The sequence below is a fragment of the Paenibacillus tundrae genome, assembly GCF_036884255.1.
Taxonomy (GTDB): domain Bacteria; phylum Bacillota; class Bacilli; order Paenibacillales; family Paenibacillaceae; genus Paenibacillus.
This window is the reverse complement of the sequence record NZ_CP145605.1, coordinates 137288-149178: the sequence shown is the minus strand read 5'-3', so window position 1 is coordinate 149178 and position 11891 is coordinate 137288. Positions and strand designations below refer to the sequence as shown.

At 48.3% G+C, this 11891-nt stretch carries 6 protein-coding genes, 10 tRNA genes, 3 rRNA genes and 1 other RNA gene; all 20 read right to left on the bottom strand.

All coding sequences use genetic code 11. The features are described from left to right. Positions 1-29: 29 nt before the first annotated feature. Positions 30-1211 (bottom strand): PucR family transcriptional regulator, encoded by a 1182-nt coding sequence (locus tag V6W81_RS00725; RefSeq protein ID WP_338541246.1) that lies wholly within the window; start codon positions 1209-1211, stop codon positions 30-32. Positions 1212-1463: 252 nt separating this feature from the next. Continuing rightward, positions 1464-1536, bottom strand: a tRNA-Lys gene (locus V6W81_RS00720). Positions 1537-1543: 7 nt separating this feature from the next. After that, a tRNA-Tyr gene (locus V6W81_RS00715) sits at positions 1544-1629 on the bottom strand. A 13-nt stretch (positions 1630-1642) separates the two neighbouring features. Next, positions 1643-1715: transfer RNA gene (locus tag V6W81_RS00710), tRNA-Phe, on the bottom strand. Between the two features lie 20 nt (positions 1716-1735). Next, positions 1736-1813, bottom strand: a tRNA-Asp gene (locus V6W81_RS00705). Positions 1814-1822: 9 nt separating this feature from the next. Further along, positions 1823-1898: transfer RNA gene (locus tag V6W81_RS00700), tRNA-Thr, on the bottom strand. Between the two features lie 5 nt (positions 1899-1903). Continuing rightward, positions 1904-1979 (bottom strand) — tRNA-Val (locus tag V6W81_RS00695). 9 nt (positions 1980-1988) lie between these two features. Further along, positions 1989-2065: transfer RNA gene (locus V6W81_RS00690), tRNA-Met, on the bottom strand. A gap of 49 nt (positions 2066-2114) precedes the next feature. Beyond that, positions 2115-2206, bottom strand: a tRNA-Ser gene (locus V6W81_RS00685). Between the two features lie 84 nt (positions 2207-2290). Further along, positions 2291-5215: ribosomal RNA gene (locus tag V6W81_RS00680) — 23S ribosomal RNA — on the bottom strand. Positions 5216-5422: 207 nt separating this feature from the next. Next, positions 5423-5498, bottom strand: a tRNA-Ala gene (locus tag V6W81_RS00675). Positions 5499-5519: 21 nt separating this feature from the next. After that, a tRNA-Ile gene (locus V6W81_RS00670) sits at positions 5520-5596 on the bottom strand. Positions 5597-5632: 36 nt separating this feature from the next. Continuing rightward, a 5S ribosomal RNA gene (gene rrf, locus V6W81_RS00665) occupies positions 5633-5749 on the bottom strand. A gap of 100 nt (positions 5750-5849) precedes the next feature. Then, a 16S ribosomal RNA gene (locus V6W81_RS00660) occupies positions 5850-7402 on the bottom strand. The 16S, 23S and 5S rRNA genes sit together here with 10 tRNA genes alongside, the layout of an rRNA operon. A 317-nt stretch (positions 7403-7719) precedes the next feature. Further along, positions 7720-7989 (bottom strand): pro-sigmaK processing inhibitor BofA family protein, encoded by a 270-nt coding sequence (locus V6W81_RS00655; protein ID WP_338541245.1) that lies wholly within the window; start codon positions 7987-7989, stop codon positions 7720-7722. 34 nt (positions 7990-8023) lie between these two features. Continuing rightward, positions 8024-8302 (bottom strand): DUF2508 family protein, encoded by a 279-nt coding sequence (locus tag V6W81_RS00650; protein WP_082560442.1) that lies wholly within the window; start codon positions 8300-8302, stop codon positions 8024-8026. Between the two features lie 271 nt (positions 8303-8573). Continuing rightward, positions 8574-9173: a recombination mediator RecR gene (gene recR / locus V6W81_RS00645; protein WP_145053433.1), complete on the bottom strand. Its 600-nt coding sequence runs from the start codon at positions 9171-9173 to the stop codon at positions 8574-8576. 34 nt (positions 9174-9207) lie between these two features. Then, a complete protein-coding gene (locus tag V6W81_RS00640) occupies positions 9208-9519 on the bottom strand; it encodes a YbaB/EbfC family nucleoid-associated protein (protein WP_024628773.1) in 312 nt (103 codons plus the stop codon). A 49-nt stretch (positions 9520-9568) separates the two neighbouring features. Next, positions 9569-11326 (bottom strand): DNA polymerase III subunit gamma/tau, encoded by a 1758-nt coding sequence (gene dnaX, locus V6W81_RS00635; protein ID WP_338541244.1) that lies wholly within the window; start codon positions 11324-11326, stop codon positions 9569-9571. A 174-nt stretch (positions 11327-11500) separates the two neighbouring features. Beyond that, positions 11501-11768, bottom strand: an RNA gene (gene ffs / locus V6W81_RS00630) — signal recognition particle sRNA large type. Positions 11769-11891 lie beyond the last annotated feature (123 nt).

Here is an 11891-nt window from a genome sequence, read left to right as displayed (position 1 = left end):
TTTGACTATTCGCAAACTGCACAAAAATATCAGAGCTTTTTCGTCACTTTGTACATAAGCAGCAAAAGCCGCACTAGAACAGCACTTTCGAAGCTCCTAACATCGTATCCAATCTCTTGTTTGATCTTATCCAGACGATAAACGAGTGTATTCCGGTGGATAAAAAGCCGCTTGGCCGTCTCACTCACATTGCAATCTAAGCTAAAAAAGGTCTCTAGCGTTGTAAGGGTCTCACTATCGTTAAATATTGTAGTATCTTTACCTGTATCCTTAATGAACCGAAGCCGCTGCTGCTGAGGAATACTTGCAACAACTTGTTCTAGTTGTAAATTCCATGGAAGATGGATATGCTGTGCGACATGGAATGCCCTGCCTAACTGTACACTTTCCTGCAAAAGTGCAGTAGCAGGCACCAGTTGAGTTGCTGGGTGACAAGGTAACAATGCAGATAGATGGAATACACCAGCCCATTCACTCGCTACCAATTCATATAGTCCAAGACAGAAGGCATTAAGCAGATCTTTTCTTGCCTCAACGGTATCCTCTTCAGCCTCACCCATAACAATCTCTTCATCAGCAAGAAAGACCCATTCTTGATCTCCCATTGGAATTAATATAATTAACTCACCGAAGTAACTCTCCAATAGTTTATTGAGCTCTTTAGAGCGAATTCGATGAGCATCCGGTGTTTCACATTGCAGCAAAAAAGGAATTTTCTCTGTGCTCAGCTCTGACACAATCGATAAATGCTCTGGCACTGATTCATACTGGGATGGATTGTTCATCTGCTGTACAAGCCATTGTCCCAGTTCAGCAAGTTGCTGCTCTCGATCACTTTCATATACTACAGGGGCTTCTTCGAGTGATTCTTCTGTGTAGTTAAGGATTAGAAGCTCGATGAGACCCTTGGTTTCTCTAGTAATCGCTTCAGTAGAGCATCCCCAACATATAATATTTCCTTCTTTGGCATTCACTCCGACTTTAAAATAAATCCGTTCTCCCGTGCTCAAACTGCGTGCTTCAGTATAGTTGTTCCTTTCCGCCTCGCTCGGTTGACCGTGACGCTTTGCATTATAGATAGGGTTATCATAGTTATGATCAAATAACTTTGCCGCTGACTCTTCCCATTCTTCTATAGTAACTTCATATTCATCTAATGTAGTACCGATAACTGTTTCAATTTGTTGTTTAAGACCTGGTATGATCATCATAATATGAACGTCACCACTCTGTTTTTTCTACTATCTTATCATATCCTAAGGGAGATCGCCTTTTACCTATTGGTTTATAGCAAGGATTACGAAAATTTATAATGTATTGTGTATTGGCAGCTGACCTTGTGATCTATGTTCCCGAGAATATTATTCAATAATTACTCCGCTACTGTTTCATTAGTTCTAATTTCAAAACAACAAAAAAAGAGTGAATAATCATATTAATGATTAATCACTCTTTCTATATGATGAGTCATGAAGGGCTCGAACCTTCGACACCCTGATTAAAAGTCAGGTGCTCTACCAACTGAGCTAATGACTCATAGAACTGGTGGAGGATGATGGATTCGAACCACCGAACCCGTAAGGGAGCAGATTTACAGTCTGATGCGTTTGGCCGCTTCGCTAATCCTCCAAAATAAATAAGGTGGCTCGGGACGGAATCGAACCGCCGACACGAGGATTTTCAGTCCTCTGCTCTACCGACTGAGCTACCGAGCCTTATTTTGTATTGGGATTAATGGCGGAACCGACGGGATTCGAACCCGCGATCTCCTGCGTGACAGGCAGGCATGTTAGGCCAACTACACCACGGTTCCAGGCATTAATGGTGCCGGCGAGAGGACTTGAACCCCCAACCTACTGATTACAAGTCAGTTGCTCTACCAGTTGAGCTACACCGGCGTATATGGTGGAGGCTGAGGGGATCGAACCCCCGACCCTCTGCTTGTAAGGCAGATGCTCTCCCAGCTGAGCTAAGCCTCCTGGGTAATATGGTAGCGGCGGAGGGGATCGAACCCCCGACCTTACGGGTATGAACCGTACGCTCTAGCCAGCTGAGCTACACCGCCATATTAATGAATTGTCTTGATTGCTTGTCCATCTCCATTAGAATAAAGATGGCGGAGAGAGAGGGATTCGAACCCTCGCACCGTTTACACAGCCTAACCCCTTAGCAGAGGGTCCCCTTATAGCCACTTGGGTATCTCTCCAAATAACAATCATAAACAATGATTACAAGGATTGCTCCTTGAAAACTAGATTCGAAACGAAAGTCTGCGATTAAAACGTGCTAATTGGATAAGCCCTCGACCGATTAGTACTGGTCAGCTCCATGCATTACTGCACTTCCACCCCCAGCCTATCTACCTCGTCGTCTTCAAGGGGTCTTACATACTGGGAAATCTCATCTTGAGGGGGGCTTCACGCTTAGATGCTTTCAGCGCTTATCCCGTCCGTACATAGCTACCCAGCGGTGCTCCTGGCGGAACAACTGGTACACCAGCGGTACGTCCATCCCGGTCCTCTCGTACTAAGGACAGCTCCTCTCAAATTTCCTACGCCCACGACAGATAGGGACCGAACTGTCTCACGACGTTCTGAACCCAGCTCGCGTACCGCTTTAATGGGCGAACAGCCCAACCCTTGGGACCTACTTCAGCCCCAGGATGCGATGAGCCGACATCGAGGTGCCAAACCTCCCCGTCGATGTGGACTCTTGGGGGAGATAAGCCTGTTATCCCCAGGGTAGCTTTTATCCGTTGAGCGATGGCCCTTCCATGCGGTACCACCGGATCACTAAGCCCGACTTTCGTCCCTGCTCGACTTGTAGGTCTCGCAGTCAAGCTCCCTTATGCCTTTGCACTCTTCGAATGATTTCCAACCATTCTGAGGGAACCTTTGGGCGCCTCCGTTACTCTTTAGGAGGCGACCGCCCCAGTCAAACTGCCCACCTGACACTGTCCCCGCACCGGATTACGGTACCAGGTTAGAACCTAGATACGATCAGGGTGGTATCCCAACGGTGCCTCCACCGAAGCTGGCGCTCCGGCTTCAAAGGCTCCCACCTATCCTGTACAGATCGTACCCAAATTCAATATCAAGCTGCAGTAAAGCTCCATGGGGTCTTTCCGTCTTGTCGCGGGTAACCTGCATCTTCACAGGTATTAAAATTTCACCGGATCTCTCGTTGAGACAGCGCCCAAGTCGTTACGCCATTCGTGCGGGTCAGAATTTACCTGACAAGGAATTTCGCTACCTTAGGACCGTTATAGTTACGGCCGCCGTTTACTGGGGCTTCGGTTCACAGCTTCGGATTGCTCCTAACCGCTCCCCTTAACCTTCCAGCACCGGGCAGGCGTCAGCCCGTATACTTCGCCTTACGGCTTCGCACAGACCTGTGTTTTTGCTAAACAGTCGCTTGGGCCTTTTCACTGCGGCCCCCTCGTGCTATTCACACTACCGGGGCACCCCTTCTCCCGAAGTTACGGGGTCATTTTGCCGAGTTCCTTAACGAGAGTTCTTCCGCGCGCCTTAGAATTCTCTTCTCGCCTACCTGTGTCGGTTTGCGGTACGGGCACCATCACCTGGCTAGAGACTTTTCTTGGCAGTGTGAGATCATGACCTTCGCTACTGTAATTTTCACTCCCCATCACAGCCCAGCCTTATGATGTGCGGATTTGCCTACACATCAGCCTCACTGCTTGGACAGGCATCCATCAGCCTGCGTCACTACCCTACTGCGTCCTCCCATTGCTCATAACGGCTTACGGTGGTACAGGAATTTCGACCTGTTGTCCTTCGACTACGCCTTTCGGCCTCGCCTTAGGTCCCGACTTACCCTGAGTGGACGAGCCTTCCTCAGGAACCCTTAGGCTTTCGGCGGATCAGATTCTCACTGATCTTTTCGTTACTCATACCGGCATTCTCACTTGTATAATGTCCAGCGCTCCTTACGGTACACCTTCAACCCTTATACAACGCTCCCCTACCCCTGATGCAAGCATCAAGCCATAGCTTCGGTGGTGTGTTTAGCCCCGTTACATTTTCGGCGCAGAGTCACTCGACCAGTGAGCTATTACGCACTCTTTAAATGGTGGCTGCTTCTAAGCCAACATCCTGGTTGTCTGTGCAACTCCACATCCTTTCCCACTTAACACACACTTGGGGACCTTAGCTGATGGTCTGGGCTGTTTCCCTTTTGACAATGGATCTTAGCACTCACTGTCTGACTCCCGGAAGTAAGTCTATGGCATTCGGAGTTTGACTGAGCTTGGTAACCCTTGCGGGCCCCGCACCCAATCAGTGCTCTACCTCCACGACTCTGTTTTCCGAGGCTAGCCCTAAAGCTATTTCGGGGAGAACCAGCTATCTCCGAGTTCGATTGGAATTTCTCCGCTACCCCCACCTCATCCCCGCACTTTTCAACGTGCGTGGGTTCGGGCCTCCAGTGCGTGTTACCGCACCTTCACCCTGGACAGGGGTAGATCACCCGGTTTCGGGTCTACGTCCACGTACTACATCGCCCTATTCAGACTCGCTTTCGCTGCGGCTCCGGCTCTTCACCTTAACCTTGCACGGGAACGTAACTCGCCGGTTCATTCTACAAAAGGCACGCCATCACCCCTAAAACGGGCTCTGACTTTTTGTAAGCACACGGTTTCAGGTTCTATTTCACTCCCCTTCCGGGGTGCTTTTCACCTTTCCCTCACGGTACTGCTTCACTATCGGTCGCTAGGAAGTATTTAGCCTTGGCAGATGGTCCTGCCGGATTCATACGGGGTTTCACGTGCCCCGCACTACTCGGGATCCGTCTCGGAGGGAACAGACTTTCAATTACAGGGCTTTTACCTTCTTTGGCGGGCCTTTCCAGACCTCTTCGTTTAACCGGTTCCTTTGTAACTCCATGTGAGACGTCCCACAACCCCAAAGAGCAAGCTCCTTGGTTTGGGCTTCTCCGCGTTCGCTCGCCGCTACTGACGGAATCACTATTGTTTTCTCTTCCTCAAGGTACTTAGATGTTTCAGTTCCCCTGGTATGCCTCTACATAACCTATGTATTCAGTTATGAGTAACTGGAAATTACCCCAGCTGGGTTTCCCCATTCGGACACCCCCGGATCAAAGCTTGCTTACAGCTCCCCGAGGCAGTTTCGTTGTTCGCCACGTCCTTCATCGGCTCCTAGCGCCTAGGCATCCTCCGTGTGCTCTTAGTAGCTTAACCATATTGCTCCGGTTCGACTGCTCGCTTCCCTTGTTTTGCTTGCGCAAAGCCAAAAGTCGCTCCCATTCGAAACCCTCGCAAAAGCAATTTAACTACCATTTTTATTGAAACTTGTTTGCACAAGTTCAGCTAAAAAGGAATGTTCTAATTCGCATTTTCGTTCGTTTCGATATCTAGTTTTCAAAGAACAAGCTTATAAAATCTTGTTGGTGGAGCCAAGCGGGATCGAACCGCTGACCTCCTGCTTGCAAGGCAGGCGCTCTCCCAGCTGAGCTATGGCCCCATATTAAATTCAAGGTGTAGATGGTGGGCCCTGGTGGACTCGAACCACCGGCCTCACCCTTATCAGAGGTGCGCTCTAACCAACTGAGCTAAGGGCCCACATTATATATTTGTTTTGAACCCATAATGGGTTACGCTTGGCGGCGTTCTACTCTCCCAGGACCCTGCGGTCCAAGTACCATTGACGCTGAAGGGCTTAACGGTCGTGTTCGGGATGGGAACGTGTGGAACCCCTTCGCTATCGCCACCAAACGTTTGAGAGTTTGAGCTCTCAAAACTGAGCAACGAGTGAGTAGTTTGCAGCTAAGCTGCATATTTGAATGTTTCCGCTACGGGAAACGATTCTCCATAGAAAGGAGGTGATCCAGCCGCACCTTCCGATACGGCTACCTTGTTACGACTTCACCCCAATCATCTATCCCACCTTCGGCGGCTGGCTCCTTGCGGTTACCCCACCGACTTCGGGTGTTATAAACTCTCGTGGTGTGACGGGCGGTGTGTACAAGACCCGGGAACGTATTCACCGCGGCATGCTGATCCGCGATTACTAGCAATTCCGACTTCATGCAGGCGAGTTGCAGCCTGCAATCCGAACTGAGACCGGCTTTGTTGGGATTGGCTCCACCTCGCGGTTTCGCAGCCCGTTGTACCGGCCATTGTAGTACGTGTGTAGCCCAGGTCATAAGGGGCATGATGATTTGACGTCATCCCCACCTTCCTCCGGTTTGTCACCGGCAGTCTATCTAGAGTGCCCATCCGAAATGCTGGCAACTAAATATAAGGGTTGCGCTCGTTGCGGGACTTAACCCAACATCTCACGACACGAGCTGACGACAACCATGCACCACCTGTCTTGAATGTCCCGAAGGAAAGGTACATCTCTGCACCGGTCATTCAGATGTCAAGACCTGGTAAGGTTCTTCGCGTTGCTTCGAATTAAACCACATACTCCACTGCTTGTGCGGGTCCCCGTCAATTCCTTTGAGTTTCAGTCTTGCGACCGTACTCCCCAGGCGGAGTGCTTAATGTGTTAACTTCGGCACCAAGGGTATCGAAACCCCTAACACCTAGCACTCATCGTTTACGGCGTGGACTACCAGGGTATCTAATCCTGTTTGCTCCCCACGCTTTCGCGCCTCAGCGTCAGTTACAGCCCAGAGAGTCGCCTTCGCCACTGGTGTTCCTCCACATATCTACGCATTTCACCGCTACACGTGGAATTCCACTCTCCTCTTCTGCACTCAAGTCACCCAGTTTCCAGTGCGATCCGGGGTTGAGCCCCGGGATTAAACACCAGACTTAAATGACCGCCTGCGCGCGCTTTACGCCCAATAATTCCGGACAACGCTTGCCCCCTACGTATTACCGCGGCTGCTGGCACGTAGTTAGCCGGGGCTTTCTTCTCAGGTACCGTCACCTCAGGAGCAGTTACTCTCCTGAGCGTTCTTCCCTGGCAACAGAGCTTTACGATCCGAAAACCTTCATCACTCACGCGGCATTGCTCCGTCAGGCTTTCGCCCATTGCGGAAGATTCCCTACTGCTGCCTCCCGTAGGAGTCTGGGCCGTGTCTCAGTCCCAGTGTGGCCGATCACCCTCTCAGGTCGGCTACGCATCGTCGCCTTGGTGAGCCGTTACCTCACCAACTAGCTAATGCGCCGCAGGCCCATCCTCAAGTGATAGATTGCTCCATCTTTCCAGTTTCCTTCAGGCGAAGAAAACAAGTATTCGGTATTAGCTACCGTTTCCGGTAGTTGTCCCAAGCTTGAGGGCAGGTTGCCTACGTGTTACTCACCCGTCCGCCGCTAACCATCAGAGAAGCAAGCTTCTCATCAAGTCCGCTCGACTTGCATGTATTAGGCATGCCGCCAGCGTTCGTCCTGAGCCAGGATCAAACTCTCCAATAAAGTATTGAAAAGAGCGATTAGCTCATTTTGAATCTGACGAGATTAAAAATCTCATTTTGTTCATCCTGCTAGCAGGATGATTACTCACTCGTTGTTCAGTTTTCAAAGATCAAACTTGATAATTTTCTTCTTTTTTCGTCACCATTTTGTCTCAGCGGCGACTTTTATAATATACCATGCTTCGTGTGTTTCAGTCAAGCATTTTTTTGAAATTCTTTTTTCGAGCTCTTTCGAACTCGTAAATCTCTACAAAACGTCTCGACCAAGCAAGCAAAGCAACGAGATATAATGTACCATAGAAATGATCAAAGAGTCAACTACCCAAACAAAGAAATTTTCAAACCCAATAATAGCCCTACTCCAGGCAGCCCGAGAATACTCACCGTACCTATCGTGGCAGGATTCAGAGGGATGTACACCCCTGTAATCCAACCTGAATAATTCACGATATAAATTCCCACAGCGGCTAGTACAAGATGGATTCCGAATGAGGTAAACCAAGCAAGCCCAATTCTCTTCTTAAACAAGATGACTAACAGCGCAACCAATGACACAACTAGCACACTTCCTAGTATTAAACTCTTCATTATTCCCGCCTCCATTTCACTTAAGCTTATTGAGCTATCCACTCAAACCTCGATCCATCATCACTGCTCCATCCATTTCTGCCCGCTTAGCTCGCTTCAAATGAATTTGGTACTTTCGCTCAGCTGCTTCTAACACATAGATCGCATAATCAATTTCATCCTCCCCTTGTGCCTCTTCGAATTGCCTCACAGCTCTCTCCCATTCCAGCTTAGCCTTTTGAATATCAGTATAAATCTGTTCTGCTTCTCGTTCCTTCAATACTCGGGTATGTTTATCATTAGATGAGCGCCTGCTACTTTTCCAAAACAACATAAGCTCTCCCCCTCCAGATCTGAAACAGCATATCTCATACATATCAAGGAGAGGACAAACTTAGAACTTATTCCATGAATATTCCTGTACACCGATTTTCAACTCACAACGTCACTACACCCACCCCTCTCAAGACCACCGACCTACACATCCAATAAAACAAAAAAAGAGAACCCCGAAGGGTTCTCTGATTAAACTCGTTTACACTGCTATACTCATCAGCTAATAAAACAACACATCGAGTACCGCCCTTCAGATCATAGCTAGGCGTTTAACGCACCTCTCTACGGCCCTCCAGCGCTTTGGATAATGTTACTTCATCTGCGTACTCCAAGTCTCCACCAACAGGCAACCCATGAGCAATACGAGTTACTTTGATTTCGAATGGACGAACCAATCGGGAAATGTACATTGCTGTAGCTTCTCCCTCAATGTTCGGGTTCGTTGCCAGGATCAACTCCTGTACTCGTTCATCACTCAACCGAGTCAGCAGTTCCTTCAAACGAATGTCATCCGGCCCAATACCCTCCATAGGAGAGATCGCGCCTTGCAAGACATGATAATATCCATCGAATTCTTTCGTACGCTCCATAGCCACCAGATCTTTAGAATCCTGAACAACACAAATTACCGAAGTATCCCTCGATTTATCCTGACAGATCCGGCATGGATCTGTATCTGTGATATTACAGCACACAGAACAGTAATGAAGGTTACGCTTCACACTGACAAGTGCTTTAGCAAAATCAATAACATCGTCTTCTTTCATGTTAAGCACATGAAAAGCTAATCTTGCCGCTGTCTTAGGCCCAATACCCGGTAAACGAGTAAAGGCATCAATTAGCTTGGCTATCGGTTCGGGATAATACAATCGATTGCGTCTCCTTTTACAGGATCAATTTAAATTAAAATAATCCCGGAATTTTCATGCCGCCTGTGAATTTACCCATATCTTGATTGGCAATCTCATCAGCTTTGGTCATAGCATCATTTACAGCAGTCATTACAAGATCCTGCAGCATTTCTACATCTTCTGGATCTACCGCTTCAGGTTTGATTGTAATAGCAAGCAATTTCTTATGTCCGTTAACCTCTGCTGTCACAACGCCTCCACCAGAAGTACCTTGAACCGTTTTGTCCGCCAGCTCCTCTTGCGCTTTCAACATTTGCTCCTGCATTTTCTTCACTTGTTTCATCATTTGGTTCATGTTATTCATAACTTTTCATCTCCTTAGGTATAGTTATCGCACCAGGCGTGTAGTAAATCTATTCCTTAATTACAACAAGATCCTCACCAAATAGCTGAATGGCTTCATCTATCCAAGGTTGCTTGCTGCCTGAACCCCCATCTTCATGCTCTGGTTCAAGCTTAAAGTCCTCCTTTGGCGCTTCAGAAGCTCCTTCCATTGCGCCAGTCCAATCCTTGAGCATCATCGTCACCAGACGCGCTGAACGTCCTAGCTGTTCAGACAGCACACGTTCAATCACTTCACGATTCGCCTGTTTCTCGGTCGTTTCGCGATGGATGTTATTTTTGAAAGCCACTAATACGTTGTCTTCCAACAAAGATACCGGTTCACCGTCCATAAACCAAGCATGAACTGTGACTTTCTCCTCTTTTACGCGTTGCAAAATCTGACTCCACTTTTTGCTGATCTCCATAAAATCAGGCGACCCTTTACGCGCAACATACTGATCCAAATTCGCGGGCAACTTCGCGGGCGAGTTCCCTCTAGACACAGGAGCCCGTGTCGCCGGACGAGAAGGGCTGCTCGAAGCAGATTCCCCACCAGATAACCCACTCTTAAGTGCGCGATCTAGTTTCTTCTCAAGCTCAGCAAGTTGTTGCTTCAACCGGCCAATCTCTCCACTATCGGACGATGGCGCGGTAGATCCAGCACTAGACGAAGCTGCCGCTTGATCAGCCACTGCGCCTTGCGCGGGAATACTGCATAGTTTGAGCAACGCAACTTCAAATAGTGTCTGTGGTTGGACTGCATATTTCATTTCACTCTGGTACCGATTAAGCGTATCAATCATTTGGAACAACTGTTCCTTAGTAAAGGATTCAGCCATATCTCGGAATGACTCCGGATTGAGTACACGATCCGTGAGCTTATCTGCATCCGGTACCATCTTAATCATAAGCAAATCACGGAAATAATAAAGCAAATTCTCCATGCATTTGTCTGCACTCTTGCCTTCATGCATAAATCCTTCAATCATCTGCAGAATATGACCGACGTCACCCTTCAATAGAGAGGCAGCAAGCTTCGCAAATTGTTCAGATGGAATCCCACCGGTCATATCCATGACCTGCTTATAGGTTACCTTCCCATCCGTAAATGAGGAGATCTGATCCAATACACTCAGCGCGTCCCGCATCCCCCCGTCAGATAGACGGGCAATATATTGAAGTGCATCAAGGTCAGCTTCCATACCTTCTTGCTCACAGATTAGAGCTAGGCGTGCTGTCTGTTCCTCCAACGACACTCGGCGAAAATCAAATCGCTGACAGCGAGATATAATCGTAGCCGGTAGACGATGGGGTTCGGTTGTTGCCAAAATAAACATAACATGCGGAGGAGGTTCTTCCAACGTTTTAAGTAGCGCATTGAAGGCCTCTGTCGTAAGCATGTGTACTTCATCAATAATATAAACTTTCTGCCGAACCTCGGTTGGCGCATATTTAACCTTTTCCCGAAGATCACGGATCTCTTCAACACCTCGGTTGGATGCCGCATCAATCTCTTGTACATCCATTACCGCACCAGTTGTAATCCTCCGGCATGCTTCGCACTCGTTACAAGGCTCAGGCGCAGGTCCACGTTCGCAGTTCACAGCTTTGGCCAAAATCTTGGCAGCACTTGTCTTTCCCGTTCCTCTAGGGCCACTAAACAAATAGGCATGGGAAGTCCGCTGTTCACGAATCGCGTTCTGCAAGGTTTGAATAATATGCTGTTGTCCCACCATATCTTGGAACGACTGGGGACGCCAAGCCCGGTATAACGCGATATGCTCCATGATGCGTTACCTTCCTTCCACTTCGCATTCGAGTCCTTTGTCGTTCCCCCATTATACTATATTCCGGGGTGAATCCAAACTTTATCTGACCCATTTCTGCGTGGTTTTTTGTAGACATATCAAAAAGACCTCTGCATACATACAACTGCAAAGGTCTCTAATTCTAATAGTAAGCCGTGCACCTGCTATCGATAATTGCGATCCAAGTGGCACCCCTGAACAATAGCTCAGGCTAGGCAACCCTCCGGCACAAGAGTGATCTCACTTATGGCTGCTTCCTTCCGGACCTGACCAGGTTCATGAGTACTCATTGCGAAGGACCCAACCGTCAACACCACGTTCAGGGACCAAACCTCACATCGACAAAACCTCTAGCAGGAATTCAACCTCGCTATAGCGGATTGCGAGTTACAGGGCACCGCTACCTCCCCATCTAGCACGGTAAGAAATAGTATAACGTAAGGTAGTATAAATTGCAACCAGAGGGAAATGGGGAGAGCTTATTAATTGTTACCAATTGATCTAGAATGCCGCTCGACCTACTTCACGATGTAGAAGACTAGTC